This is a genomic window from Pseudomonas sp. 34 E 7 (assembly GCF_900005715.1).
Classification (GTDB): domain Bacteria; phylum Pseudomonadota; class Gammaproteobacteria; order Pseudomonadales; family Pseudomonadaceae; genus Aquipseudomonas; species Aquipseudomonas orientalis_A.
The window spans coordinates 49,330-74,168 of record NZ_CVTX01000083.1 but is presented as its reverse complement, the minus strand read 5'-3'; the positions used below and the strand labels follow the sequence as shown (position 1 = coordinate 74,168).

General features: G+C 60.5%; 24 protein-coding genes. 14 read left to right on the top strand and 10 right to left on the bottom strand.

The features are described from left to right. The first annotated feature begins 33 nt into the window (after window positions 1-33). From hisB to BFP96_RS05480, 6 genes are all read left to right on the top strand, one after another. Window positions 34-627, top strand: a complete 594-nt coding sequence (gene hisB / locus BFP96_RS05505) for an imidazoleglycerol-phosphate dehydratase HisB (RefSeq protein WP_065885762.1) — start codon at window positions 34-36, stop codon at window positions 625-627. Further along, window positions 627-1,265 carry an imidazole glycerol phosphate synthase subunit HisH gene (gene hisH / locus BFP96_RS05500; protein ID WP_057724503.1) on the top strand — a complete coding sequence of 213 codons (639 nt, stop codon included), beginning with the start codon at window positions 627-629 and terminating at the stop codon, window positions 1,263-1,265. The genes hisB and hisH overlap by 1 nt, the downstream gene beginning before the upstream one ends. Further along, on the top strand, window positions 1,266-1,523 hold the full coding sequence (locus BFP96_RS05495) for a DUF2164 domain-containing protein (RefSeq protein WP_058421837.1): 258 nt from the start codon (window positions 1,266-1,268) through the stop codon (window positions 1,521-1,523). It abuts the gene before it with no gap. A gap of 39 nt (window positions 1,524-1,562) precedes the next feature. Next, complete coding sequence (gene hisA, locus BFP96_RS05490) at window positions 1,563-2,300, top strand: 1-(5-phosphoribosyl)-5-[(5-phosphoribosylamino)methylideneamino]imidazole-4-carboxamide isomerase (RefSeq protein ID WP_065935785.1); 738 nt, start codon at window positions 1,563-1,565, stop codon at window positions 2,298-2,300. A gap of 9 nt (window positions 2,301-2,309) precedes the next feature. Continuing rightward, entirely contained in the window at window positions 2,310-3,080 is a 771-nt protein-coding gene (hisF, locus tag BFP96_RS05485) for an imidazole glycerol phosphate synthase subunit HisF (protein ID WP_017138643.1), read from the top strand. Window positions 3,081-3,146: 66 nt separating this feature from the next. Beyond that, window positions 3,147-3,902, top strand: coding sequence for a substrate-binding periplasmic protein (locus BFP96_RS05480; protein ID WP_065935784.1), 756 nt, complete (start codon window positions 3,147-3,149; stop codon window positions 3,900-3,902). A 109-nt stretch (window positions 3,903-4,011) separates the two neighbouring features. Here BFP96_RS05480 and BFP96_RS05475 read toward each other — a convergent pair whose 3' ends face one another. The 4 genes from BFP96_RS05475 to gpmI all read right to left on the bottom strand — a co-directional run bounded on the left by BFP96_RS05475 (window position 4,012) and on the right by gpmI (window position 9,206). After that, window positions 4,012-4,785, bottom strand: a complete 774-nt coding sequence (locus BFP96_RS05475) for a divergent polysaccharide deacetylase family protein (RefSeq protein ID WP_065935783.1) — start codon at window positions 4,783-4,785, stop codon at window positions 4,012-4,014. Between the two features lies 1 nt (window position 4,786). Then, window positions 4,787-6,094 (bottom strand): S41 family peptidase, encoded by a 1,308-nt coding sequence (locus BFP96_RS05470; RefSeq protein WP_065885757.1) that lies wholly within the window; start codon window positions 6,092-6,094, stop codon window positions 4,787-4,789. A 30-nt stretch (window positions 6,095-6,124) separates the two neighbouring features. Continuing rightward, a complete protein-coding gene (locus BFP96_RS05465; RefSeq protein ID WP_065893733.1) occupies window positions 6,125-7,420 on the bottom strand; it encodes a murein hydrolase activator EnvC family protein in 1,296 nt (431 codons plus the stop codon). A 259-nt stretch (window positions 7,421-7,679) separates the two neighbouring features. Continuing rightward, on the bottom strand, window positions 7,680-9,206 hold the full coding sequence (gene gpmI / locus BFP96_RS05460; RefSeq protein WP_065935782.1) for a 2,3-bisphosphoglycerate-independent phosphoglycerate mutase: 1,527 nt from the start codon (window positions 9,204-9,206) through the stop codon (window positions 7,680-7,682). Between the two features lie 151 nt (window positions 9,207-9,357). On the opposite strand from gpmI, the gene BFP96_RS05455 reads away from it, so the two are divergent. Genes BFP96_RS05455 through secB form a run of 3 tightly spaced genes read left to right on the top strand, consistent with a single transcriptional unit; the run spans window position 9,358 to window position 10,542 of the window. Further along, the gene (locus tag BFP96_RS05455) at window positions 9,358-9,771 is read left to right on the top strand and encodes a rhodanese-like domain-containing protein (RefSeq protein ID WP_057025458.1); all 414 of its coding nucleotides are present in this window, start codon (window positions 9,358-9,360) and stop codon (window positions 9,769-9,771) included. Window position 9,772: 1 nt separating this feature from the next. After that, the gene (gene grxC, locus BFP96_RS05450) at window positions 9,773-10,027 is read left to right on the top strand and encodes a glutaredoxin 3 (protein ID WP_065893731.1); all 255 of its coding nucleotides are present in this window, start codon (window positions 9,773-9,775) and stop codon (window positions 10,025-10,027) included. Between the two features lie 35 nt (window positions 10,028-10,062). Continuing rightward, the gene (secB, locus tag BFP96_RS05445) at window positions 10,063-10,542 is read left to right on the top strand and encodes a protein-export chaperone SecB (protein ID WP_057724496.1); all 480 of its coding nucleotides are present in this window, start codon (window positions 10,063-10,065) and stop codon (window positions 10,540-10,542) included. 122 nt (window positions 10,543-10,664) lie between these two features. On the opposite strand, the gene BFP96_RS05440 is transcribed toward secB, so the two are convergent. Beyond that, on the bottom strand, window positions 10,665-11,120 hold the full coding sequence (locus BFP96_RS05440) for a tRNA (cytidine(34)-2'-O)-methyltransferase (RefSeq protein WP_065893730.1): 456 nt from the start codon (window positions 11,118-11,120) through the stop codon (window positions 10,665-10,667). Between BFP96_RS05440 and BFP96_RS05435 the strand changes: the two genes are divergently transcribed. After that, complete coding sequence (locus tag BFP96_RS05435; RefSeq protein WP_065885752.1) at window positions 11,119-11,559, top strand: hypothetical protein; 441 nt, start codon at window positions 11,119-11,121, stop codon at window positions 11,557-11,559. The genes BFP96_RS05440 and BFP96_RS05435 overlap by 2 nt on opposite strands. A gap of 451 nt (window positions 11,560-12,010) precedes the next feature. Here BFP96_RS05435 and ntrC read toward each other — a convergent pair whose 3' ends face one another. The 3 genes from ntrC to BFP96_RS05420 form a co-directional block, all read right to left on the bottom strand. After that, the gene (gene ntrC, locus BFP96_RS05430; protein WP_065885751.1) at window positions 12,011-13,447 is read right to left on the bottom strand and encodes a nitrogen regulation protein NR(I); all 1,437 of its coding nucleotides are present in this window, start codon (window positions 13,445-13,447) and stop codon (window positions 12,011-12,013) included. After that, window positions 13,444-14,529 carry a nitrogen regulation protein NR(II) gene (gene glnL / locus BFP96_RS05425; protein WP_057724492.1) on the bottom strand — a complete coding sequence of 362 codons (1,086 nt, stop codon included), beginning with the start codon at window positions 14,527-14,529 and terminating at the stop codon, window positions 13,444-13,446. Before glnL ends, ntrC begins: the two co-directional genes overlap by 4 nt. 385 nt (window positions 14,530-14,914) lie before the next feature. Further along, window positions 14,915-15,451 carry a chorismate mutase gene (locus BFP96_RS05420; RefSeq protein WP_065897909.1) on the bottom strand — a complete coding sequence of 179 codons (537 nt, stop codon included), beginning with the start codon at window positions 15,449-15,451 and terminating at the stop codon, window positions 14,915-14,917. Window positions 15,452-15,874: 423 nt separating this feature from the next. Between BFP96_RS05420 and BFP96_RS05415 the strand changes: the two genes are divergently transcribed. Continuing rightward, window positions 15,875-16,111: a DUF6124 family protein gene (locus BFP96_RS05415; RefSeq protein ID WP_065893727.1), complete on the top strand. Its 237-nt coding sequence runs from the start codon at window positions 15,875-15,877 to the stop codon at window positions 16,109-16,111. A gap of 72 nt (window positions 16,112-16,183) precedes the next feature. Here BFP96_RS05415 and glnA read toward each other — a convergent pair whose 3' ends face one another. Continuing rightward, window positions 16,184-17,590 carry a glutamate--ammonia ligase gene (gene glnA, locus BFP96_RS05410; protein ID WP_024072899.1) on the bottom strand — a complete coding sequence of 469 codons (1,407 nt, stop codon included), beginning with the start codon at window positions 17,588-17,590 and terminating at the stop codon, window positions 16,184-16,186. 333 nt (window positions 17,591-17,923) lie between these two features. Here glnA and thiI point away from each other — a divergent pair, with 333 nt between their 5' ends. Next, window positions 17,924-19,378, top strand: coding sequence for a tRNA uracil 4-sulfurtransferase ThiI (gene thiI, locus BFP96_RS05405; RefSeq protein ID WP_065893726.1), 1,455 nt, complete (start codon window positions 17,924-17,926; stop codon window positions 19,376-19,378). A gap of 139 nt (window positions 19,379-19,517) precedes the next feature. After that, window positions 19,518-21,338 carry a translational GTPase TypA gene (gene typA, locus BFP96_RS05400; RefSeq protein ID WP_017478180.1) on the top strand — a complete coding sequence of 607 codons (1,821 nt, stop codon included), beginning with the start codon at window positions 19,518-19,520 and terminating at the stop codon, window positions 21,336-21,338. Window positions 21,339-21,533: 195 nt separating this feature from the next. Here the strand turns inward: typA and BFP96_RS05395 are convergent, their stop codons facing one another. Next, complete coding sequence (locus BFP96_RS05395; protein ID WP_024072902.1) at window positions 21,534-21,968, bottom strand: YkgJ family cysteine cluster protein; 435 nt, start codon at window positions 21,966-21,968, stop codon at window positions 21,534-21,536. Window positions 21,969-22,196: 228 nt separating this feature from the next. Between BFP96_RS05395 and BFP96_RS05390 the strand changes: the two genes are divergently transcribed. Further along, complete coding sequence (locus BFP96_RS05390) at window positions 22,197-24,647, top strand: glycogen/starch/alpha-glucan phosphorylase (protein ID WP_065893724.1); 2,451 nt, start codon at window positions 22,197-22,199, stop codon at window positions 24,645-24,647. The last annotated feature ends 192 nt before the right edge of the window (window positions 24,648-24,839 follow it).

The window sequence follows — 24,839 nt, the reverse complement described above, 5'->3', positions numbered from 1 at the left end:
GCCTTTTTCGCCCAATGATTTGCGGAGCTGGTGATGGTCGAACGTATGGCGTCCGTCGAGCGCGACACTCTGGAAACCCAGATCAAAGCCTCGATCAACCTGGATGGCACCGGAAAGGCCCGATTTGATATCGGTGTACCTTTTCTTGAGCACATGCTGGACCAGATCGCCCGTCATGGGCTGATCGACCTGGATATCGTCAGCAAGGGCGACCTGCATATCGACGACCACCACACGGTGGAAGACGTGGGCATCACCCTCGGCCAGGCCTTTGCCAAGGCCATCGGCGACAAAAAAGGCATCCGTCGCTACGGCCACGCCTATGTCCCGCTGGACGAAGCGCTGTCGCGCGTCGTCATCGACTTCTCCGGCCGCCCAGGCCTGCAGATGCACGTGCCCTACACCCGCGCCACCGTGGGTGGCTTTGACGTCGACCTGTTCCAGGAATTCTTCCAGGGTTTCGTCAACCACGCGTTGGTCAGCCTGCACATCGACAACCTGCGCGGCACCAACACCCACCACCAGATCGAAACCGTGTTCAAGGCTTTCGGCCGCGCGCTGCGTATGGCCGTGGAGCTGGATGAGCGCATGGCCGGGCAAATGCCTTCGACCAAGGGCGTTCTGTAATGCAGACGGTCGCGGTTATCGATTACGGCATGGGTAACCTGCACTCGGTGGCCAAGGCCCTCGAGCACGTGGGTGCCGGCAAGGTGCTGATCACCAGCGATGCCAATGTGATTCGTGAAGCCGACCGCGTGGTGTTTCCAGGCGTTGGCGCGATTCGCGATTGCATGGCCGAGATCCGTCGCCTGGGCTTTGACAGCCTGGTGCGCGAAGTCAGCCAGGACCGTCCGTTCCTCGGTATCTGCGTAGGCATGCAAGCCTTGCTCGACAGCAGTGAAGAGAACGGTGGTGTCGACTGCATCGGTCTGTTTCCCGGCCAGGTAAAGTTCTTCGGCAAAGACCTGCATGAAGACGGCGAGCACCTCAAGGTGCCGCACATGGGCTGGAACGAAGTGCGTCGCGCGGTGGATCACCCGCTGTGGCACGAAATTCCGGACATGGCGCGTTTCTACTTTGTGCACAGCTATTACATCGCCGCCGGTAACCCGCGCCAGGTGGTGGGGGGCGGGCACTACGGCGTCGACTTCGCCGCCGCGCTGGCCGACGGTTCGCGCTTTGCCGTGCAGTTTCACCCGGAGAAGAGCCATACCCATGGCCTGCAATTGCTGCAGAACTTCGCCGCGTGGGATGGTCGCTGGTAAATGGCCAAGAAGCCGAAGCCGCCAATCTTGAACCTTGCGCCCGAGCAGGAGCGTGAGGCTACCGACAAGATCAAGCGTTTCATGGAGGATCGCTTCGAACTCAAGCTGGGTTCGTTCGAAGTGGCCGAGATTCTTGAGCTGTTCACCACCGAAGTGGCGCCGCATTATTACAACAGGGCGATTTTCGACACGCAGACGCTCCTTAAGGAAAGGTTCGAAAGCATCGAAAGCGACTTGTGGTCGCTTGAGAAACCCTGATTTCCCAAGCATTGCTGAATATCGAATAAGGTTTGCCAGATGCTGATTATCCCCGCTATCGATCTCAAGGACGGCGCCTGCGTCCGTCTGCGCCAGGGCCGTATGGAAGATTCCACGGTGTTCTCCGATGACCCGGTGAGCATGGCCGCCAAATGGGTGGAGGGGGGCTGCCGTCGTCTGCATCTGGTGGACTTGAACGGCGCCTTCGAAGGCCAGCCGGTCAACGGCGAGGTGGTCACCGCGATCGCCCGACGCTACCCCAACCTGCCGATCCAGATCGGCGGTGGCATCCGCTCGCTGGAAACCATCGAGCATTACGTCAAGGCCGGCGTGAGCTACGTGATCATCGGCACCAAGGCCGTAAAAGACCCGGCCTTTGTCGCCGAAGCCTGCCGCGCATTCCCAGGCAAGGTTATCGTCGGCCTGGATGCCAAGGACGGTTTTGTCGCCACCGACGGTTGGGCTGAAATCAGCACTGTGCAGGTGATCGACCTGGCTAAACAGTTCGAAGCCGACGGTGTGGCCGCCATCGTTTATACCGACATCGCCAAAGACGGCATGATGCAGGGCTGCAACGTACCGTTCACCGCCGCGCTGGCCGCTGCGACGAAAATCCCGGTGATCGCCTCTGGCGGTATCCACAACCTGGGCGACATCAAGTCGCTGCTGGACGCCAAGGCGCCTGGCATCATCGGCGCCATCACCGGCCGTGCGATTTATGAGGGCACCCTGGACGTCGCCGAAGCCCAGGCTTACTGCGATGCCTACAACGGCTGAGGACTGACCATGGCGCTGGCCAAACGCATCATCCCTTGCCTGGACGTCGACAACGGTCGCGTGGTCAAGGGCGTCAAGTTCGAGAACATCCGTGATGCCGGCGACCCGGTGGAAATCGCCCGTCGCTACGATGAACAGGGCGCCGACGAAATTACCTTTCTCGACATCACCGCGAGCGTCGACGGCCGCGACACCACCTTGCACACCGTCGAGCGCATGGCCAGCCAGGTATTTATCCCGCTGACCGTGGGCGGCGGCGTGCGCACCGTGCAAGACATCCGCAACCTGCTCAATGCCGGCGCGGACAAGGTCTCGATCAACACCGCCGCCGTGTTCAACCCTGAATTTGTCGGCGAAGCCGCGCAGCACTTCGGCTCGCAATGCATCGTGGTCGCCATCGACGCCAAGAAAGTCTCGGGCCCTGGTGAAACTCCGCGCTGGGAGATCTTCACCCACGGCGGGCGCAAACCGACCGGGCTGGACGCGGTGGAGTGGGCGATGAAGATGGAAGCCCTCGGCGCCGGTGAAATCCTGCTGACCAGCATGGACCAGGACGGCATGAAAAACGGCTTTGACCTGGGCGTAACCCGCGCCATCAGCGATGCCCTGGGCATCCCCGTCATCGCCTCCGGCGGCGTCGGCAACCTGCAGCACTTGGCCGATGGCGTCATCGAAGGGCATGCCAGCGCGGTGCTGGCGGCGAGTATTTTCCACTTCGGCGAATACACCGTCCCCGAGGCCAAGGCCTACATGGCCGCACGCGGTATCGTCGTGCGCTAAACGCCGCTGGACAGCATGGCAGGCGCGCGGCACTCTCTGCGCTTGCCATGGATTCCGGTAGCCTTCATGTTCAAACACCTGCTGCTCGCCCTTGCCAGTTCCTCCATGCTCATGGCGGCTACGGTGCACGCCGACGAATCGTCTGACACCTCCCTGGTGCTGCTGACGGAAAATTTCCCGCCTTATAACATGGCGAAAAACGGCAAGAACTTCGCCAGGGACGAGAACATCGAAGGTATCGCCGTGGACATCATGCGCGAGACCTTCAAGCGTGCCGGCATTTCCTACAACCTCACCCTGCGTTTCCCCTGGGAGCGAATCTACAAACTCGCCCTGGAAAAGCCTGGCTATGGTGTGTTCGTCATGGCGCGTTTGCCGGACCGTGAAGCCTTGTTCAAATGGGTCGGCCCCATCGGTCCGGACGATTGGGTGCTGTTGGCCAAGGCTGACAGCAAGATCGAGTTGGAAGGCCTGGACCAGGCGCGCCGCTACAGGATTGGCGCCTACAAAGGCGATGCCATTGCCCAGAGCCTGGACAAGCAGGGGCTCAAGCCGGTTGTCGCCTTGCGAGACCAGGACAATGCGCAAAAGCTCATGGAGGGCCAGATCGACCTGTGGGCCACCGGCGACCCTGCTGGCCGTTACCTGGCGCGCCAGGTGGGGGTGAACGGGCTCAAGACGGTACTGCGTTTCAACAGTGCGCAGCTTTACCTGGCGTTGAACAAGGATGTGCCGGATGACGTAGTTAACAAGCTCCAGGCTGCGCTGGATGAGTTACGCAAAGAAGGCCGTATCGACCAGATCATGACCAACTATTTGTAGGAGCGAGCTTGCTCGCGAAAGACGTCAACGATAACGCGAGCATCCTGGATATGCGCGGCGTTCTCAGGTTTTTCGCGAGCGAGCTCGCTCCTACAGGTTGGGGAGATCGTCAGCGGTAAATGCCGTCTTTGCCGTGCCCGGCCATGGCCCGATTACTGCGCACGCTGATCATCAACTTGATATCGATCCACTCCACACCCTGCGCCTTGAGCTTGGGCAATTCGCGCTCCAGCACCGCCAGGGTCTGAGGGTAAGGGTGCCCGATCATCACCGCCGAGCCCTGTTTATGCGCCAGCTTGATCGCGGTTTGCAGCTGCGTGGTGATCGCCGCCTCGGTGCGTTCGTCATCCAGGAACACATCCCGCGAAACATGCGCCAGTCCAATCTTCTGCGCCTCGGCGGCGGCGACAGTCTGTGCGCTGGTGCGGCTGTCCACAAAGAACTTGTGGCGCCGCTGCAGCTCGCCCATTAACCACGCCATTGCCTGCGGCTGCGCCGTCATGCGGCTGCCCATATGGTTATTGATGCCGGCGGTGTAGGGCACGGCCGCGAAGGCGGCGTCCAGGCGCTTGGCCAGTTCTTCGATCGACAGCTCGGGGTGCCAGGCAAACGGACCGGTGGCCGGGTCCATGGGCATATGCAGGATGACGATCTTGCCGGCCTTGTGGGCCTCGCGGGCGAATTGGGCGGCGTGAGGGGTGTCAGGCATGATCGCGGTGGTGACCGGCCCGGGCAGGGCCAGCACGCGACGATCCCTGGGCAGGTTCTGCCCGAGGTCGTCGATGATCAGGGTGAGATAGGCTTTGTGCGGCTCGCCGACCGGCGTCGCTTGCGCGAATCCGGCCAGGCTGCACAGCACAGCGATAATCAGCGCAACACGCATATCAACGGCTGCGCGTGATGCTCAGGCCCTTGAGCAGGCTCAGCGCCTGGGCCAACTGGTAATCGTCGTCCTGCGGCATCGGTTTGGCTTTGGCGCCGCTGCCGGTCGGCTGGTCAGCGCCGCCGTTGCCATTGCCCAGGTGGCCTTGCAGGTCCGCCTCTTTGTAGTACTCGCTGTCGATCTCGTTGGTGATCTTGGCCTTGCGCACTTCGATGTCCGGCACGATGCCCTGGGCCTGGATCGAGCGACCATTGGGCGTGTAGTACAGCGCCGTGGTGATCTTCAGCGCACGCTCGTTATTGAGCGGCAATACGGTTTGCACCGAGCCTTTACCGAAGGTCGTGGTGCCCATCAGCACGCCGCGCTTCTGGTCCTGCAGGGCGCCGGCGACGATCTCCGAGGCCGAGGCGCTGCCGCCGTTGATCAGCACGGCCAGCGGCACGTTCTCGCTCAGATCGTTGCCGGTGGCCGAGAAGCGCAGCTCGGAATTGGCGATGCGGCCCTTGGTGTAGACGATCAGGCCCTTGGTGATGAAGTGGTCGACCACTTCCACCGCAGACTGCAACACACCGCCCGGGTTGTTACGCAGGTCGAGCACGATGCCGTTGAGCTTCTTGCCGTTGTCCTTGCGCAGCTTGGCCAGGGCCTTGGCCACTTCGTCGCCGGTCTTGACCTGGAACTGGGTGATGCGGATGTAGCCGTAGCCCGACTCCAGCAACTGGCTCTTCACGCTCTTGACCACGATGGTGGAGCGGGTCAGGGTCACGTCGAACGGATTGCCGCCGTCGCGCACCAGGGTCAGGGTGATTTTCTGGCCGATCTTGCCGCGCATCTTGTCGACGGCTTCGGTCATGGTCTGGCCGCGGGTTGGCTGGCCGTTGATCTTGACGATAAAGTCACCCGCCTGGATGCCGGCCTTGGATGCCGGGGTGTCGTCGATGGGCGAGACCACCTTGATGTTGCCGTCTTCGGAACCGACCTCAATGCCCAGGCCACCAAATTCACCGCTGGTGCTTTCCTGCAGTTCAGCGAAGTCTTCCGGGCCCAGGTAGGCCGAATGCGGGTCGAGGTTGCTGAGCATGCCCTTGATGGCGTTTTCCAGCAGGGTCTTGTCGTCTACGGGTTCGACATAGGCTGCCTTGATCCGGTCCATGACCTCGGCAAAGGTGCGCAGCTCGTCCAGCGGCAACGGCGCCTTGGTGGTCGCAGCGGTCGCGGCGGGAACAGCCTGGTCGGCAAAAGCCAGAGGCGCGCCGATCACCAGGGCGATCGTCAGGGCCAGCGAAGTGAGGCGGGACAAATGCAGCATGTCGAACGAACTCCTAATGTAGATGAGACCCTATCCTTGGGATCTGCACCATTGTGCAGGGTCGCTCGGGCGGCCCTGCTGACGAATAGCGAAGTACAGCGCCGGGGTGTCCTGGCCACCACTGTTACCGACAGTGGAGATGGATTCACCGGCTTTTACCACATCACCTGCCGACTTGAGTAACGTCTGATTGTGGCCGTAAAGGCTCAAATAGCCATTACCGTGGTCAAGAATCACCAGCAGGCCGGCCCCGCGCAGCCAATCGGCAAACACCACGCGCCCGCCGTGGACGGCGTGGACCTGGCTGCCTGCAGAGGCGCTGATCATCACACCATCCCATTTGGCACGGGTGTCATCGCCACGGGTTTCGCCGAAGCGTGCCAACAGTCGACCATCAACCGGCCATGGAAGTTTGCCGCGCGCTGCAGCAAAAGGCCCGCCGAACGACTCGCCGCTGCTGGAAACCAGTGGGCCAGGCGCTGCGTGCGCCGGTTTGCGCGGGGCCGGCGCATCGGTAGTGGCTGCCAGTTCGGCCTCACGCTGGCGCTTTTTTTCAGCTTCCTGCTGGGCGATCAGCGCTTTTTGCCGCGCCTCCTCGGCCTCGCGTGCCTGGCGCGCCAGGGTTTCTTCGATAGTCTTGAGCACTTTGGCCAGGTCGGCCTGGTCCTGCTCGCGTGCCTGGAGCTTGGCGTCGCGGGCTTTTACGTCATTGTTGAGCTTGGCCAGGGCTTGCTGGCGTTCCTTGCGGACCTTGTCCAGCTCGTTGCGTTGGGTGTCGAGCGCAGTCTTCTGGTCGAGCAGTTGGGCCTGCTGATCATTGATCTCCTGCTCGACATTGGCCAACTGGCGCAGCGTTTCGTTAAAGCCCTTCAACTGCGCCAGGCGCGCCTGGCTCAGGTAATCGTAATAGGTGAGGGTGCGGGCGAACTTTTCCGGGTTCTGCTGGTTGAGCAGCAGCTTGAGATATTCCTGGCGGCCGCTCTGGTAGGCGGCGCGGGCCTGGATCGCGATCAGGCGTTGCTGTTCAACGCGTGCGCTCTGGAGTTTTTTTTTCTCAGCGTCGAGTCGCTCCAGTTCCGACTCGCTCTTCTTTAATTCTTTTTGCAGCTCCTGGACCTGCTTCTCCAGCTTGCCCATTTCGGTTTCCGTGCCGCGCAGGTCTTTCTGCACCCCGGATTTTTCTTCCTGGAGCTTGCCGAGCAGTTTTTTCAGCTCGGTAATGTCCTGACGCGTAGCGTCCAACTGTTGTTGGGTTTGTGCACGCTCATCGGCAAATGCCGGTTGGAGCAGGCAGACAAGAGCGAGGGTAATCAAGGCGCGAAGCATAGAGGCGGGCGACACCAGGGGAAAGGGACGCTCTAGTATGCCCGCCAAGCGCCGCAAAAAAAACGTCCAATTGGGGCGGGCGGGCAAGATAGGTGCCGAGTGGTGGTGGTATGGCAAAAAGATATCTTCCAAACACCGAAGGGCCAATGTGGGAGGGGGCTTGCCCCCGATAGCAGTGGACCAGTCACATAAGTGTTGACTGACACTCCGTCATCGGGGGCAAGCCCCCTCCCACATTGGATCTACAGTGTTGTTTAGATCAGACCAGGATTGAGGTCCCGGTCATTTCCTTCGGCTTTTCCAGCCCCATCAGCATCAGCATGGTCGGCGCCACATCCGCCAGTACGCCGCCGTTACGCACTTTGAAATCGCGCTTGCCGACGTAGATGAACGGCACCGGCTCGGTGGTGTGGGCTGTGTGGGCCTGGCCGGTGGACTCGTCGGACATCTGCTCGCAGTTGCCGTGGTCGGCGGTGATCAGCGCTTCGCCACCGACGCTGTCCAGGGCGTCGACGATGCGGCCCACGCACAGGTCCAGGCATTCCACGGCCTTAGTGGCAGCTTCCAGGTTGCCGCTGTGGCCGACCATGTCGCCGTTGGCGTAGTTGACCACGATGACGTCATAACGCTGATGCTCGATGGCGTCGACGATCTTGTCGGTGACTTCCGGTGCGCTCATTTCCGGCTGCAGGTCGTAGGTGGCGACTTTTGGCGATGGGATCAGGATGCGCTCTTCGCCAGGGAACGGTTCTTCACGTCCGCCGGAGAAGAAGAAGGTCACGTGGGCATATTTTTCGGTTTCGGCGATGCGCAGTTGAGTCTTGCCGTTTTTCGCCAGGTAATCACCCAGCACGTTTTCCAGGCTGCCCGGCGCAAAAGCCGACGGGGCCGGGATGTTGGCGGCGTATTGGGTGAGCATGACGAACTCGACTTTCGGCTGGCGTGCGCGTTCGAAGTCTTTGAAACCGTCGTCGACAAACACATGGCTCAGCTCACGGGCACGGTCGGCGCGGAAGTTCATGAACACCATGGCGTCGCCGTCTTCGACTTTCACCGGCTCGCCGATGGTGGTGGCCTTGACGAATTCATCGCTCTCGCCACGGGCGTAGGCGGCTTCCAGGCCTTGCTGGGCGGTGGCGGCGTTGAATTCGGCCTGGCCATCGACGATCAGGTTGTAGGCCTGGGCCACGCGGTCCCAGCGGTTGTCGCGGTCCATGGCAAAGTAACGGCCTACCAGACTGGCGATGCGGCCTTTGCCCAGGGCGGCGAAGGTGGCGTCCAGCAGTTCGATGGACGACTGCGCGCTTTTGGGCGGGGTGTCGCGACCGTCAAGGAAGGCATGCAGGTAGATCTTGTCGGCGCCGCGCTTGAAGGCCAGTTCGGCCATGGCGATCAGGTGGTCCTGATGGCTGTGTACGCCGCCATCGGAGAGCAGACCCATGAAGTGCACCGCCTTGCCAGCGGCGACGGCTTTGTCCACCGCTGCGCAGATGGTCGGGTTTTCGAAGAACTCGCCATCGCGGATCGCTTTGGTCACGCGGGTGAAGTCTTGATAGACCACTCGTCCGGCGCCGAGATTCATGTGACCGACTTCCGAGTTGCCCATCTGGCCGTCCGGCAGGCCCACGTCCATGCCGGAGCCTGAGATCAAACCGTTGGGCACGGTGGCGGTGAGACGGTCCAGCACAGGCTTGCGGGCGGCGTACACCGCGTTGTCGTGGTGGCTTTCACTGTGTCCGAAGCCATCGAGAATTATCAGGACCAAAGGTTTAGGCGTGGTAGTCATAGATCCTCTCGCGGCGGTAATAAAGGAAGGCAATGGAAAAGTGAGTGGCAGTTTAAAGCGAAGTTCCAACCGCGTCACCGCTTTACGGGGGTTGGCCGCCCCCGACGGCTGTGTATACTTACCGCCATTTTAACGCCCTGGAACCTCCTTGATGGTTGATCACCTGATTGCATTTGCCACTGCCCACTATCTGCTCGTGGGTGCCTTCGTCATCCTGCTGGCGCTGCTGATCGCTCACGAATTGAGCCGTGGTGGCCGCAGCCTGAGCACATCGGAGCTGACCGCCCTGGTCAACAAGGATGAGGCCGTTGTCGTGGATATTCGCCCGGCCAAGGATTTCGCCGCCGGCCACATCGTCGGCGCCCTGAACATTCCCCAGGACAAGCTGATCGCGCGCTTGGCCGAACTGGAGAAATACAAGGCCAAGACCATTATCCTGGTCGACGCCCAAGGCCAGCACTCCGGCACGCATGCCCGCGAGATGCTCAAGTCCGGCTTTACCGCCGCCAAGCTGTCCGGTGGTATCAGCAGCTGGCGTGGCGATAACCTGCCGTTGGTGAAGTGATATGAGCCAGGTTGTCGTGTATTCCAGCGATTATTGCCCTTATTGCATTCGAGCCAAGCAGTTGCTCCAGAGCAAGAAGGTCGCCTTCGAAGAAATCAAGGTCGACGGCAAGCCTCAAGTGCGCGCCGAAATGACCCAGAAGGCTGGCCGCACGTCGGTCCCGCAGATCTGGATCGGCAGCCGGCATATCGGTGGTTGCGATGACCTGTTCGCTTTGGAGCGCGCCGGTAAACTCGATGCGCTGCTGTCCGCCTAACCCCTAAAAGACCCCAAGATAAAGAAGGATCTGCGATGACTGATCAACCGAACACCGAAGCAGCGCAAGACCAAGGCCCACAGTTTTCGCTGCAGCGCATCTACGTGCGTGACCTGTCGTTCGAAGCGCCGAAAAGCCCGGCCATCTTCCGCCAGGAATGGACCCCAAGCGTCGCGCTGGACCTGAACACCCGCCAGAAAGCCCTGGAAGGTGACTTCCACGAAGTCGTGCTGACCCTGTCGGTCACCGTCAAGAACGGCGAAGAAGTGGCCTTCATCGCTGAAGTGCAACAGGCGGGTATCTTCCTGATCCAGGGCCTGGACGAAGCGTCCATGAGCCACACCCTGGGCGCGTTCTGCCCGAACATCCTGTTCCCGTACGCCCGTGAGACCCTGGACAGCCTGGTCACCCGTGGCTCGTTCCCGGCGTTGATGCTGGCACCGGTGAACTTCGATGCCCTGTACGCCCAGGAGCTGCAGCGCATGCAACAGGAAGGCTCGTCGACGGTTCAATAAGTCGACGCGGTAAAAAAAATGTGGGAGGGGGCTTGCCCCCGATAGCGGTGTATCAGCCAGCATATCTGTAGCTGACCCACCGAAATCGGGGGCAAGCCCCCTCCCACATTTGCTATGCGGTGTTACTTGAAACCGAGTTGGCGCCAGCCTTCGTAGACGGCCACGGCGACGGTGTTGGACAGGTTCAGGCTGCGGCAGCCCTCGCGCATCGGCAAGCGCAGGCGGTGGCCATCAGGCAGGGCGTCAAGCACGTCGGCCGGCAGGCCGCGGCTCTCCGGGCCAAACAGAAACGCGTCGCCCTCGGCAAAGCTGGCATCATGAAACGGTCGCGAGCCCTTGGTGGTGAACGCGAACACACGTGGCTGGCCCAGGCTTTCCAGGCAGCTGGCCAGGTCGGCATGGCGCTGGAGGGTGGCGTACTCGTGGTAATCCAGCCCGGCGCGGCGCAGGCGTTTATCGTCCATGTCGAAGCCCAGCGGTTCGATCAAATGCAGGTGGCAGCCACTGTTGGCGCACAGCCTGATAACGTTGCCGGTATTCGGCGGAATTTCTGGTTGAAAAAGGATGACGTGAAACATGCACGGCTCCGAAGGCAAAGATGCGCTGCATTCTACCCCTGAAGACGATCCAAGGCCGAAGCTATTGCCCAGGGTACTCGGCTCGCTGGCGATTGTCGGCCTGATGGTGGGCTTGATGATTGGGCGCCTGACCACCCCGGAACCGGTCGAGCTGCAACAGATAGAACCTGTGGCGGACGGTCTGCTGGTGTGGTTCAACCGCGAGCCCAAGCTGCACGGCGAACATATCGACGGCGCCGTGGCGCTGTTGTTCGACGCACAGGGCAAGGCTGCCAATGGGCAACTGAAGGTCAATGACAAGGACGTGAACTGGCGCGTGCGCAAGACCGACGGCGGTTTGCTGCTCAACCTGGTGGCGGCGCGGCCATTGCGTGGGGAGTGGAACGGCCAGGAGGTGGATGACCGCTGGCGGCTGGAGATCCTTCTCCAGGAGCAATAAAAGAGGGAGTTCCCGGCCTGCCTGTACCAGGGCTCCCAAAACGGGGTGAAGCCAGAGGCTTCGGTGTTAAAGAGGGGATTCTCGGCCTGCCTGTACCAAGGTCCCCGAAACTGGGTAGTACCAGGGTTATAGCAGGGCGCGTGCCAAAGTTTGCAATTGGCGCGGTAAATGATTGCAAGAAAGCGCAAAGCCCCGGGATCCGGGGCTTTGGTGGTTTCAGCGTTCAAGAATTTTTTAGCGATAGCGATCTTTCAGGTCTCAAGTCAGTGCCCAATGCCGGTTCATGGTGCATTGAAGCAGTGCACAACCTTCAAATCTTGTGACGATCCAAATGTGGGAGGGGGCTTGCCCCCGATAGCGGTGTATCAGCCAGCCTATCTGTGGCTGACCCACCGCAATCGGGGGCAAGCCCCCTCCCACATTGGATTTTCAGTGGAGCAGAGAGCGGTGATCAGGCGTCGTCGCTGTCGTCGTCATCTGCGCCATCCACCTTCATCCCCAGTTCCTTGATCTTGCGCGTCAGGGTATTGCGGCCCCAACCCAGCAGCACAGCGGCATCGCGGCGGCGGCCGGCGGTGTGCTTGAGCGCGGTCTCGATCATGATTCGCTCGAACGCCGGCACGGCGCTGTCGAGCAGGTTCGACTGGCCGCGTGCCAGGGCCTGGTCGGCCCATTGGCGCAGCGCCTGTTCCCAGTTGGTCACCGGGGCCGAGTCCTGCGGCAGGCTCAACAGCTCCGGCGGCAGGTCGCTGATGTGCACTTCGCGCCCGGACGCCATTACCGTGATCCAGCGGCAGGTGTTCTCCAGCTGGCGTACGTTGCCAGGCCATGGCAGGTTTTTCAGGTATTCCTCGGTCTCGCTTTTGAGCAGCTTCGGCTCCACGGCCAGTTCCAGGGCGGCGCGGCTGAGGAAGTGGCGGGCGAGGGTGGGGATGTCTTCGCGGCGGTCCGACATGCGCGGGATGTGGATGCGGATCACGTTGAGGCGGTGGAACAAGTCTTCACGGAACTTGCCGGCGTGCACCAGGGTTTCCAGGTTCTGGTGGGTGGCCGCGATGATGCGTACATCCACCTTGACCGGCGTGTGCCCGCCCACCCGATAGAACTCGCCGTCGGCCAGCACGCGCAGCAGGCGGGTTTGGGTATCGGCCGGCATGTCGCCGATTTCATCGAGGAACAGGGTGCCGCCGTCGGCCTGTTCAAAACGTCCACGGCGCAGATTGGCCGCGCCGGTGAACGCGCCTTTTTCATGGCCGAACAGCTCGGACTCCATCAAGTCCTTCGGGATTGCGGCCATGTTCAGTGCAATGAACGGCGAGGCTGCCCGAGGGCTGTGACGGTGCAGGGCGTGGGCCACCAGCTCTTTACCGGTGCCCGATTCGCCGTTGATCAGCACGGTGATGTTGGAGTGACTCAAGCGCCCGATGGCGCGAAACACTTCCTGCATCGCCGGCGCTTCACCGATGATTTCCGGGGTGCGGGTCAGGGCCGGCGGGGCTTCCTGGTTCTGTTGCTCCTGGGCGTGCTGGTTGGCGCGCTTGACCAGCGCCACCGCCTCGTCCACATCGAACGGCTTGGGCAGGTACTCAAAGGCGCCGCCCTGGTAGGACGCGACAGCGCTGTCCAGGTCCGAGTGCGCGGTCATGATGATCACTGGCAGGCGCGGGTGCTGCTCGCGAATGCGCGCCAGCAAGTCCAGGCCGCTGGCGCCGGGCATGCGGATATCGGAGATGATCACGTCCGGCTGCTGGCGAGCCAGGCGGCTCATCACGCCGTCGGCGCTGTCGAAGCTCTGGGTGGTCATGCCTTCCTGTTGCAAGGCTTTCTCCAGGACCCAGCGGATAGAACGGTCGTCATCGACGATCCAGACAGTTTCACTACGGCTCATGTCGTGGGGGCTCCTTGTTCCAATGGCAGGAAGATCGAGAACGTGGTGTGGCCGGGATGGCTCTCACATTCGATCAGGCCCTGGTGCTGGCTGATGATGTTCTGGGTAATGGCCAGGCCCAGCCCGGTACCGTCCGGGCGGCCGCTGACCATGGGGAAGAAGATGGTTTCCTGCAGTTCGGCCGGAATGCCCGGGCCGTTGTCGATGATCTCGACCTTGGTCACCAGGCGATGGCGTACATGGCCAATGGTGAACTGGCGCAGCGCGCGGGTGCGCAGGCTGATGCGGCCCAGGCGCAACTCGTTCTGGCTGCTGATGGCCTGCATGGCGTTGCGCACGATGTTGAGTACTGCCTGGATCATTTGCTCGCGGTCGATCAAGACATCGGGAATGCTCGGGTCGTAGTCGCGCACCAGGGTGATGCAGCCCTGGCTTTCGGCGTCGACCAGTTGGCAGACGCGCTCCAGCACTTCGTGCACGTTGGTCATGGCCAGGGACGGCAGCTTGTTGGAGCCGAGCATGCGGTCCACCAGGTTACGCAGGCGGTCGGCCTCTTCGATGATGACGTTGGTGTAGTCCTTGAGATGCTCCTCCGGCAGCTCGCGGGCGAGCAACTGCGCCGCGCCGCGAATGCCGCCCAGGGGGTTCTTGATCTCATGGGCCAGGCCGCGCACCAGCATCTTGCTGGTTTCCTGCTTGGACAGCTGCGCCTCTTCCTTGGTGATGCGCAGCAGGCGGTCGCGAGGATGCACTTCGAGCAGCAGCAGGGTGGCGCCATTGCTCAGGATTGGTGTCACCGCGTAGTCGACGGTCAGCGTCTGCCCGGTCAGGGCGGTGAGCATTGCTTCGCGCTTGGTGAACGGGTGCGCCTGCTCCACGGCCTGGCGCAACGAGCTCAGGGCCTCGGCGGACTCGGTGAACAATTCGCTGATGAACTGCCCATGGCTGCGCTGGCCGCTGATGGCCAGGAGCATCTCCGCCGCCGGGTTCATGTACTCAAGGCGCAAGTCGGCATTGAGCAGGATGGTCGCGGTGGTCAGGTTGTCGAGTAACAAACGGTGCAGTGCATCGCTGATGGTCATCGGGACCTCTTTTGGAGCAAGGCGCAGGCTTGAGGCACACGCTGATACAAGGAAAATGCAAAAACCAAACCAAGGCTCCGAAAAGAAGCGTTAAACCCGTGAAATAGGCGGTTCAGGCGCGAAACTGTGGCGTTCTGCCAGTCTGCTCGGGAAGAATCGAACCAAAATGGGCTGGGGCAGCGGTAGGGGTGCAACCTATCGCACCAATATAGTGCGGTTTTGTGAAAGTTGTTCAGGAAGCTGCCAGAGATGGCCCTGAATGCATACAGGCCAAGTGTGGGAGGGGGCTTGCCCCCGATGGCGGTGGGTCAGTCACATAAATGTCCACTGACACTCCGCCATCGGGGGCAAGCCCCCTCCCACATTTTTAATTGGGTTTACAGGGCTAGCCTTTGTATAGGCACAGCTCGGCGGTGGCGCGGATCATCGCCAGTTGGCGCAGCGGATCGTTCAACGGTTCATGCACCGCCGCGGCCAGCCACTGCGGGCACTGCGGGTCGGTACGCTGCGGGGTGAAGTCCGCCAGTTGTTGCAGCAGGCGTTTTTGCAATTCATCCAGCCGCGGGCGAATCTGCTTGACCAGGTCCGGGCGCGGATCGTCCGGCGCCTTGCCTTGGAACTGCCAGTCGGACAGGTGGGTGTATTGCACCAGTTTGTTCGCCTCGATCTGCGCTGAGAAAAACTGCTCGGCGGCGGCGGGGTCCAGTTTGTAGCTCGGGGCTTGGGCGACGACGCTGGCGATCACTTCCTGCTCGCGTTTTTTGTCTTCAACGGGCTTGTGGCTGTCCCATTTGCTCAAGGCCACCTGGTCGGCGATCTCCAGGCGTTCAGCGATGCTGTTGAGCAACGGCTCAAGCGTGGGAGGCGCGGCGCTGGCACTGGCGCTGACAAATAACAGAGCGAACACAAATCGACGTTTCAAAGGAAATCCCCTGTAGGAGCGAGCTTGCTCGCGAAGGTCGTTAACGATAACGCGTAAATGTTGAAGAAATGTGGTGTCCTGGCGTTTTTCGCGAGCAAGCTCGCTCCTACAGTGGCTGTGTAGGGCGTCAGGCGCAGGCTACCTTAGCTTGCGCGGTTGCCTACAGGTGAGCCAGAATCCGCCGGCTTGTACGGCTGGCTTGTCGTCTCTAAGGTTACTCGGTCGCTGCTCATCAGCGATCAGGTTTAGTAGCCTGAGGTCAAGTTAAGCGTGTACCGCACCGTTCTTTATGGCGGCTGTGTGCAGGGCATCTTCGGGTGCGCCGGTTTTTGCTTAACTTCCCCGGTCTACTAACCTGCGCCCAGCTGCCACCCAATCGTTTAGTAGCGAGTCGATGGCGGCCTCATTCGAGGAAGTTAAGACATGTTCAAGCCAACCCCAAATCCACCCCCATCCGTCTTCACCATCGCCGCCGATATCGACGACGAAGCCCTGATGATCAACAGCTTCGAAACCTTCTCCTCGGTCAGTACCTTGTTGCTGGACCTTTGCGAAGACCTGGATGGCAAGCACCGCGATATCGCACTGGCCATTCACCAATTGAGCGCCATGGGGACGCTGATGGTCAGCCGTATGCTCGACCGCCAAGCGGCCATCTGACAATCCACAGGCAAAAAAAGACCTCCCGAAGGAGGTCTTTATCATCACGCTACGTCAAGCAGCGCTACCGGATCAGCAGCTGTAGTACAGCTCGTATTCCAGTGGGTGTACGAAGGTGCGAACCTTGATTTCTTCTTCGCTCTTGAGCTCGATGTAGGCATCGATGAAGTCGTCGCTGAACACGCCGCCCTTGGTCAGGAACGCACGGCCCTTGTCCAGTTCTTCCAGGGCTTCTTTCAGGCTGCCGCACACTTGTGGGATCTCTTTGGCCTCTTCAGGCGGCAGGTCATACAAGTTTTTGTCGGCGGCGTCGCCAGGGTGGATCTTGTTCTGGATACCGTCCAGGCCGGCCATGACCAGCGCAGCGAAGGCCAGGTACGGGTTGGCTGCCGGGTCCGGGAAGCGGGCTTCGATACGGCGAGCGCGCGGGCTGGACACGTAAGGAATACGGATCGAGGCGGAACGGTTGCGGGCCGAGTAGGCCAGCATTACCGGCGCTTCGAAACCTGGGACCAGACGCTTGTAGGAGTTGGTCGACGGGTTGGTGAAGCCGTTCAGGGCCTTGCCGTGCTTGATGATGCCGCCGATGAAGTACAGGGCGGTGTCGGACAGGCCGGCATAACCTTCGCCGGCGAAGGTGTTCTTGCCTTCTTTGGCGATGGACAGGTGAACGTGCATACCCGAACCGTTATCGCCGTACAGCGGCTTGGGCATGAAGGTAGCGGTACGGCCGTAGGCATCCGCCACGTTGTGTACGCAGTACTTCAGGGTCTGGACTTCGTCAGCCTTGGCGACCAGGGTGTTGAACTTCACACCGATTTCGTTCTGGCCGGCAGTCGCCACTTCGTGGTGGTGAACTTCGATGACCAGGCCCATCTCTTCCATGGCGTTGCACATGGAGGTACGGATTTCGTGGTCGTGGTCGAACGGCGGAACCGGGAAGTAGCCGCCCTTGATACCTGGACGGTGGCCTTTGTTGCCGCCTTCCACGTCCTGGTCGGACATCCACGAACCTTGTTCGGAGAAAATCTTGAACATCGAACCGGAGATGTCGGACTTGAACTTGACCGAATCAAAGATGAAGAATTCCGGCTCCGGGCCTACGAATACGGTGTCGCCGATACCGGTCGACTTCAGGTATTCCTCGGCACGCTTGGCGATCGCACGTGGATCGCGGTCGTAGCCTTGCATGGTCGAAGGCTCGATCACGTCGCAGACGATGATCAGGGTTGGGTCTTCGGTGAACGGGTCGAGGACGGCCGTGCTGTCGTCCGGCATCAGGATCATGTCGGAGGCTTCGATGCCTTTCCAGCCGGCGATGGAGGAACCGTCGAACATCTTGCCTTCTTCGAAGAAAGCATCATCCAGCGCGTCGCGAGCCGGCATGGTCACGTGGTGCTGAGTACCTTTGGTGTCCGTGAAGCGCAGATCAATCCATTTAACGTCATGATCTTTGATGAGTTGAACCGACTTCGACATGGTGTCCTCCGGGTGGCTTCGGGCTTGGTAGTGGAGTTAGCCCTTAGAATTTGGGTGATGCCGGCGCGGATACTCCGCCAAGGCAACCTGCCTCACAAGAGAGCAAATTGCATGCCAGTGCGCCAACATGGTCTTTTTGCTTCAAAATGGCCCCTATAACGGTGCAAACGGCCAATGGGCGATAAATGACGCACTGCAATGTAGCGTTATTGGGTGAAAATGACCTGTTTTGGTGCGCTGTACATGCGATGCATATTAACTGGTTAAACCTTGAGCGATTTCCGCTATAATCCGCGCCCCCCTTTTTCAGCAGGCCCGGCGCGCGCTGTTTCCATGAAATTAATCGTAAAAGTCTTCCCCGAGATCACCATCAAGAGCCGACCGGTACGGATGCGTTTCATCCGTCAGTTGGCCAAGAACATCCGTGCCGTGCTCCGCGATCTGGACCCGGCTGTGGTGGTGAACGGCGTGTGGGACAATCTCGAGCTGGAAACCCGCCTGACCGACGCCAAAGCCTTGAAGGACATGACCGAGCGCCTGAGCTGCATGCCGGGCATCGCGCATTTCCTGCAAGTGGACGAGTACCCGCTGGGCGACTTCGACGACATCACCGAGAAGTGCAGGCTGCACTTTGGTGATGAGCTTGCCGGCAAGATTTTTTCGGTGCGTTGCAAGCGCGCCGGCAAGCATCCGTTCAGCTCCATGGATGTGGAGAAATACGTCGGCAGCAAGCTGCGTCGCGAGTGCGGTGCGGCCGGAATCTCCCTCAAAGCGCCGCAAATCGAAGTGCGCATGGAAATTCGCGACCAACGGTTGTTTGTGATCCACAGCCAGCACGACAGCATCGGCGGCTACCCGCTGGGCGCCCTGGAACAGACCCTGGTGTTGATGTCCGGCGGTTTCGATTCCACGGTCGCGGCCTACCAGATCATGCGGCGCGGCCTGATGAGCCACTTCTGCTTCTTTAACCTGGGCGGTCGTGCACACGAATTGGGCGTGATGGAAGTGGCGCACTTTATCTGGAAGAAGTACGGCAGCTCCCAGCGCGTGCTATTTGTAAGCGTGCCGTTCGAAGAAGTGCTGGGCGAAATTCTCGGCAAAGTCGATAACAGTCATATGGGCGTAGTTTTGAAGCGTATGATGTTGCGCGCCGCGTCCCGGATCGCCGACCAGTTGCAGATCGATGCGCTGGTGACCGGTGAAGCGATCTCCCAGGTATCCAGCCAGACGTTGCCGAACCTGTCGTTGATCGACTGCGTGACCGAGAAGCTGGTGCTGCGCCCGCTGATCGCCAGCCACAAGCAGGACATCATCGACCTGGCAGAAGAAATCGGCACCGCCGACTTTGCCAAGCATATGCCCGAGTATTGCGGGGTCATTTCGGTGAACCCCAAGACCCACGCCAAGCGCAACCGCGTGGAGTATGAAGAACAACAGTTCGACATGGCGATTCTGGAGCGTGCGCTCGAGAACGCCAAACTGGTCCCGATCGATCGCGTCATCGACGAGCTGGGCCAGGATGTGCAGATCGAAGAAGTCAGCGAAGCCCTGGCCGGCCAGATCATCGTCGACATCCGTCACCCGGATGCCGCCGAAGACGAGCCCCTGGAGATTCCTGGCATCGACGTACAAACGCTGCCGTTTTATGCATTGAACGCGCGTTTCAAGGAACTGGATGACAGCCGTCAGTACCTGCTGTATTGCGACAAAGGCGTGATGAGTCGCCTGCATGCCCACCATTTGCTCAGTGAGGGGCATGCCAATGTGCGCGTTTATCGACCGAGCTAAGAGCCCGGGGCTGTTTGCCTGTGGCCTGCGTCACCGGCCCCCCGACTCTGCCGTCAAGCTGTAACGGCAAGGCCTGACTCTACTGTTAATCGCTGCCACGACCTGTCAGCACACCGAATCCTCTGATCGAGATACACAAGTGATCGAAAATCTACGTAACATCGCCATCATTGCTCACGTTGACCATGGTAAAACCACCCTGGTAGACAAACTCCTGCGTCAATCCGGCACCCTGGAGCGCAACGAGCTCAACGACGAGCGCGTGATGGACTCCAACGACCAGGAAAAAGAGCGCGGTATTACCATCCTGGCGAAAAACACCGCCATCAACTGGAACGGCTACCACATCAACATCGTGGACACCCCGGGCCACGCCGACTTCGGCGGCGAAGTTGAACGCGTAATGTCGATGGTTGACTCCGTTCTGCTGCTGGTTGACGCTCAAGACGGCCCTATGCCGCAAACCCGTTTCGTGACCAAGAAGGCGTTCGAAGCCGGCCTGCGTCCGATCGTGTGCATCAACAAGGTTGACCGTCCAGGCGCGCGTCCGGACTGGGTTCTGGACCAGATCTTCGACCTGTTCGACAACCTCGGTGCTACCGAAGAGCAACTGGATTTCCAGGTTATCTACGCCTCGGCCCTGAACGGCATTGCCGGTCTGGAACACACCGCCATGGCCGAAGACATGACCCCGCTGTACCAGGCGATTGTTGACCACGTTCCACCACCGAAGGTTGACCGTGAAGGCCCGTTCCAGATGCAAATCTCGGCACTGGACTACAACAGCTTCCTGGGTGTTATCGGCGTTGGCCGTATCGCGCGTGGCAGCGTCAAGCCGAACACCCCGGTTGTCGCTATCGGCGCCGACGGCAAGAAGCGTAACGGTCGTATCCTGAAGCTGATGGGTCACCACGGCCTGCACCGCATCGACGTTGAAGAAGCCTTCGCCGGCGACATCGTGTGCGTCAGCGGTATGGACTCGCTGTTCATCTCCGACACCCTGTGCCAGCCGGACACCGTCGAGGCGATGAAGCCTCTGACCGTTGACGAGCCAACCGTTTCCATGACCTTCCAGGTGAACGACTCGCCGTTCTGCGGTAAGGAAGGCAAGTTCGTGACCTCCCGTAACATCAAGGAGCGTCTGGACAAAGAGCTGCTGTACAACGTTGCACTGCGCGTTGAAGAAGGCGACTCGGCCGACAAGTTCAAGGTCTCCGGCCGTGGTGAGCTGCACCTTTCGGTACTGATCGAAACCATGCGTCGCGAAGGCTTCGAAATGGGTGTTGGTCGTCCGGAAGTGATCATCCGTCAGGTTGACGGCGTGAAGCAGGAACCGTTCGAAAACGTCACCATCGACACCCCTGAAGAATCCCAGGGCAAGGTCATGGAAGAGATGGGCCTGCGTAAGGGCGACCTGACCAACATGGTGCCGGATGGCAAGGGCCGTGTACGTCTGGAATACAACATCCCTGCGCGTGGTCTGATCGGTTTCCGTAACCAGTTCCTGACCCTGACCAACGGTGCTGGCATCCTGACCTCGATCTTCGATCGCTACGACACCATGAAGTCCGGCGACATGTCCGGTCGTCAGAACGGTGTTCTGGTATCGGTAGAAACCGGCAAGGCGCTGACCTACTCCCTGGAAACCCTCCAGGCACGTGGCAAGCTGTTCGTTGAGCACGGTCAAGAGATCTACAACGGTCAGATCGTTGGTCTGAACAGCCGTGACAACGACATGGGCGTCAACCCAACCAAAGGCAAGAAGCTCGACAACATGCGTGCTTCGGGCAAAGACGAAACCATCGCTCTGGTTCCACCTGTTCGCTTCACCCTGGAACAGGCCCTGGAATTCATCCAGGACGACGAGCTGTGCGAAGTCACGCCTAAGTCGATCCGCCTGCGTAAGAAGATCCTGGACGAAGGCGAGCGTACCCGCGCTGCCAAGAAAGCCAAGAACTGAGTTAACTCAGGCTGAATGAAAAACGCCCCCGGTCGAAAGGCCGGGGGCGTTTTTTTATGCCTGCTGTTTGCCTGATCGTTCCCACGCTCTGCGTGGGAATGCCGCTTGGGACGCTCCGCGTTCCGCTTTCAAGGGCGGACGCAGAGCGTCCAGGGCTGCGTTACCACGCGGAGCGTGGGAACGATCAACCCTGGATCAGAATTTATCGAGGGTCTTGAACTTGGTCTCGCGCACCACTTCCTTGGGCTTGTACGCGCAATACCCCGGCCGCGGGCCGATCTTGGGGTGATTGCGGCAGGTATCCGGGCGCTTGTCATAAATAGTGCAGAAGCGCGTCTTACGATCCAGGTACAAGCAATCATTGTTGCTCATGCGCTGCAGGGTAAAAATCTCGGATTTGTTGTTGTAGCGCTCGACGATGCCTTCCTTCTGCAAACGCTTGGCGATGTTCTTCGGTGGGTCGCCGCGCTCGAACTCATCGACGATGCCGATGCGGATCAGGTCCTTGATCTTCACTTCGACCGGCAGCGTGCAGCAGCTGGACACGCAGCCGCCGCACATGTGGGCGGAATATTTCTGCCAGGTCTCGAGACGGTCGAGTTCCGCGGCGGCGATCAGTTGAGGCTTCATCGGGGTTCCAAAAGGTGGGGCTGTATCCGGGCGCGCGATCATACCGGGATTGGTGGTTTTTTGAACAATCTTTTCAGGGTTTCTGCGCGAACGGCGATCGGGCACGACCTCTGCATCAAATTCACGCAACCGTGAATGAGTTAAAAAATTGACGAACCAGAGCGTCTACCGTCTGTCAGACCGTCTAGGCTCTAGCAACTCCTTCTATCTCGCCCGAGGTCGCAATTGATGTCTCAGGAACCACTTGCACGAGAAGCAGAGGTAGCCGCATTTCGCGATGCCGTCTTGACCAAACTCACCTACGCGGTGGGCAAGGACCCGGACCACGCCTTCGACCATGACTGGTTCGAGGCCATTGCCCTGGCCGCACGCGACCAGATGGTCGACCACTGGATGGACCACACGCGGCGCATCTACCGCAAAGGCCAGAAGCGGGTGTATTACCTCTCGCTGGAATTTCTTATCGGCCGCCTGCTCTACGACAGCCTGAGCAACCTCGGCGTGTTGGAGATCGCTCGCGAAGCCCTGTCCGAGCTTGGCGTCGACCTTGAGCGCATTCGCCTGCTCGAACCCGACGCGGCGCTTGGCAACGGTGGCCTGGGCCGCCTGGCGGCGTGCTTCATGGAAAGTATGTCGACTCTGGGCATCGCCGGTCACGGTTATGGCATTCGTTACGAGCACGGCTTGTTCCGCCAGGCAATTGTCGATGGCTGGCAGCAGGAGCAGACCGAACGCTGGCTGGATTTTGGCAACCCCTGGGAGTTCGAACGCGCCGAAGTGATCTACCCGATCGGTTTCGGCGGCAGCGTGGAAACCCTGGCGGACGCGTCCGGCAAGATGATTCAGGTGTGGTCGCCCAGCGAAACCGTACGCGCGGTGGCCTATGACACCCCGGTAGTCGGCTGGCGTGGCGCCAGCGTCAACACCCTGCGCCTGTGGCGTGCCCGCGCGGTGGAAGACCTGCACCTGGAGCGCTTCAACGCCGGTGACCACCTGGGCGCCGTGGCCGAGGTGGCCCGCGCCGAAAGCATCTCCCGCGTGCTTTACCCGGCCGACAGCACCGAAGCGGGGCAGGAGCTGCGCCTGCGTCAGGAATACTTCTTCGTGTCCGCCTCGTTGCAAGACTTGCTGCGCCGCCACAAGAACATGCACGGCACGGTGCTGAGCCTGGGCGAACACGCGGCCATCCAGCTCAACGACACCCACCCGTCCATCGCCGTGGCCGAGTTGATGCGCCAGTTGGTCGACCTGCACGACATCCCGTGGGAGGCCGCGTGGGACGTCACCGTCGAAACGCTTTCCTACACCAACCACACCTTGTTGCCCGAGGCGTTGGAAACCTGGCCTGTCGGCTTGATGGAACGCATGCTGCCCCGGCACATGCAGATCATCTACCTGATCAACGCCCGGCACATCGACTCGCTGCGCGCCAAGGGCATTCACGACTTCGACGTGCTGCGCGCGGTGTCATTGATTGAAGAGGACAACGGCCGTCGCGTACGCATGGGCAACCTGGCGTTCCTCGGTTCCCACAGTGTCAACGGCGTGTCCGGGCTGCACACTCAACTGATGCGCAGCACGGTGTTTTCCGAACTGCATAAGCTCTACCCGGAGCGCATCAACAACAAAACCAACGGCATCACCTTCCGGCGCTGGCTGTACCAGGCCAATCCCAAGCTCACGTCGATGCTGGTGGACGCGCTGGGCCCGGACATTCTCGACACCATGGAAACGCGCCTCGGCGAGCTGGAAACCTTCGCCGAGAAGCAGACCTTCCGCAAAGCCTTCGCCGACCAACGCCTGCACAGCAAACGGGCGCTGGCCGACATTATCCATGAGCGCCTGGGCATTTCGGTGAACCCGGCGGCAATGTTCGACGTGCAGGTCAAGCGGATTCACGAGTACAAGCGCCAGTTGCTCAACCTGCTGCATACCGTGGCGTTGTACCAGGCGATCCGCGCCGAGCCGGAAGTCGATTGGGTGCCGCGGGTGAAAATCTTCGCCGGCAAGGCGGCGGCGAGTTATCACCAGGCCAAGCTGATCATCAAGCTGACCAACGACATCGCCCGCACCGTCAACAACGACCCGACCGTGCGCGACCTGCTCAAGGTGGTGTTCCTGCCCAACTACAACGTCAGCCTGGCGGAAAGCATCATTCCGGCGGCGGATTTGTCGGAGCAGATTTCCACCGCCGGTTTCGAGGCGTCGGGTACCAGCAACATGAAGTTCGGCCTCAACGGCGCGCTGACCATCGGCACCATGGACGGCGCCAACGTGGAGATGCACGAGCGCGTGGGCGCCGAGCACATGTTTATCTTTGGTCTCAGTGCCCAGCAGGTAGAAGCTCGCAAGCATGCCGGCGAGTTCAATGCAGGGCCCGATATTGCCGCGTCCCATCGGTTGAGCGATGTGCTGCAAGCGATCCGTGGCGGGGTGTTCTCGCCGGATGATCCGGGCCGGTATGTGGGGTTGATCGACGGGCTGATCGACTACGACCGCTTCCTGGTGTGTGCCGACTTCGACTCCTACTGGGACGCCCAGGCGCAGGTTGAAGCGCATTGGCACGACTCCAAGGCCTGGTGGCGCTCGGCGGTGTTGAACACGGCGCGGATGGGCTGGTTCAGCTCGGACCGTACCATCCGCGAATACGCCACCGAAATTTGGAAAGCCCTCGACTAGCCCCCTGATGCCACTGTAGGAGCGAGCTTGCTCGCGAAGAACGTCAACGATAACGCTTGCTTCCTGAACGAACGCGGCGTCTTTAAGTTTTTCGCGAGCAAGCTCGCTCCTACAGAGGCTCGTGGCGCCACGCCGTGAACTCTATTGGCGTTAAATCCTCTGATTAGAGGAAATACGCCCCGACTCGCGTTA

Coding starts and splice junctions, on each gene's coding strand:
- hisB (WP_065885762.1), top strand. CDS start 34: ATGGTCGAACGTATGGCGTCCGTCGAGCGCGACACTCTGGAAACCCAG.
- hisH (WP_057724503.1), top strand. CDS start 627: ATGCAGACGGTCGCGGTTATCGATTACGGCATGGGTAACCTGCACTCG.
- BFP96_RS05495 (WP_058421837.1), top strand. CDS start 1,266: ATGGCCAAGAAGCCGAAGCCGCCAATCTTGAACCTTGCGCCCGAGCAG.
- hisA (WP_065935785.1), top strand. CDS start 1,563: ATGCTGATTATCCCCGCTATCGATCTCAAGGACGGCGCCTGCGTCCGT.
- hisF (WP_017138643.1), top strand. CDS start 2,310: ATGGCGCTGGCCAAACGCATCATCCCTTGCCTGGACGTCGACAACGGT.
- BFP96_RS05480 (WP_065935784.1), top strand. CDS start 3,147: ATGTTCAAACACCTGCTGCTCGCCCTTGCCAGTTCCTCCATGCTCATG.
- BFP96_RS05475 (WP_065935783.1), bottom strand. CDS start 4,785: ATGCGTGTTGCGCTGATTATCGCTGTGCTGTGCAGCCTGGCCGGATTC.
- BFP96_RS05470 (WP_065885757.1), bottom strand. CDS start 6,094: ATGCTGCATTTGTCCCGCCTCACTTCGCTGGCCCTGACGATCGCCCTG.
- BFP96_RS05465 (WP_065893733.1), bottom strand. CDS start 7,420: ATGCTTCGCGCCTTGATTACCCTCGCTCTTGTCTGCCTGCTCCAACCG.
- gpmI (WP_065935782.1), bottom strand. CDS start 9,206: ATGACTACCACGCCTAAACCTTTGGTCCTGATAATTCTCGATGGCTTC.
- BFP96_RS05455 (WP_057025458.1), top strand. CDS start 9,358: ATGGTTGATCACCTGATTGCATTTGCCACTGCCCACTATCTGCTCGTG.
- grxC (WP_065893731.1), top strand. CDS start 9,773: ATGAGCCAGGTTGTCGTGTATTCCAGCGATTATTGCCCTTATTGCATT.
- secB (WP_057724496.1), top strand. CDS start 10,063: ATGACTGATCAACCGAACACCGAAGCAGCGCAAGACCAAGGCCCACAG.
- BFP96_RS05435 (WP_065885752.1), top strand. CDS start 11,119: ATGCACGGCTCCGAAGGCAAAGATGCGCTGCATTCTACCCCTGAAGAC.
- BFP96_RS05440 (WP_065893730.1), bottom strand. CDS start 11,120: ATGTTTCACGTCATCCTTTTTCAACCAGAAATTCCGCCGAATACCGGC.
- ntrC (WP_065885751.1), bottom strand. CDS start 13,447: ATGAGCCGTAGTGAAACTGTCTGGATCGTCGATGACGACCGTTCTATC.
- glnL (WP_057724492.1), bottom strand. CDS start 14,529: ATGACCATCAGCGATGCACTGCACCGTTTGTTACTCGACAACCTGACC.
- BFP96_RS05415 (WP_065893727.1), top strand. CDS start 15,875: ATGTTCAAGCCAACCCCAAATCCACCCCCATCCGTCTTCACCATCGCC.
- glnA (WP_024072899.1), bottom strand. CDS start 17,590: ATGTCGAAGTCGGTTCAACTCATCAAAGATCATGACGTTAAATGGATT.
- thiI (WP_065893726.1), top strand. CDS start 17,924: ATGAAATTAATCGTAAAAGTCTTCCCCGAGATCACCATCAAGAGCCGA.
- BFP96_RS05395 (WP_024072902.1), bottom strand. CDS start 21,968: ATGAAGCCTCAACTGATCGCCGCCGCGGAACTCGACCGTCTCGAGACC.
- BFP96_RS05390 (WP_065893724.1), top strand. CDS start 22,197: ATGTCTCAGGAACCACTTGCACGAGAAGCAGAGGTAGCCGCATTTCGC.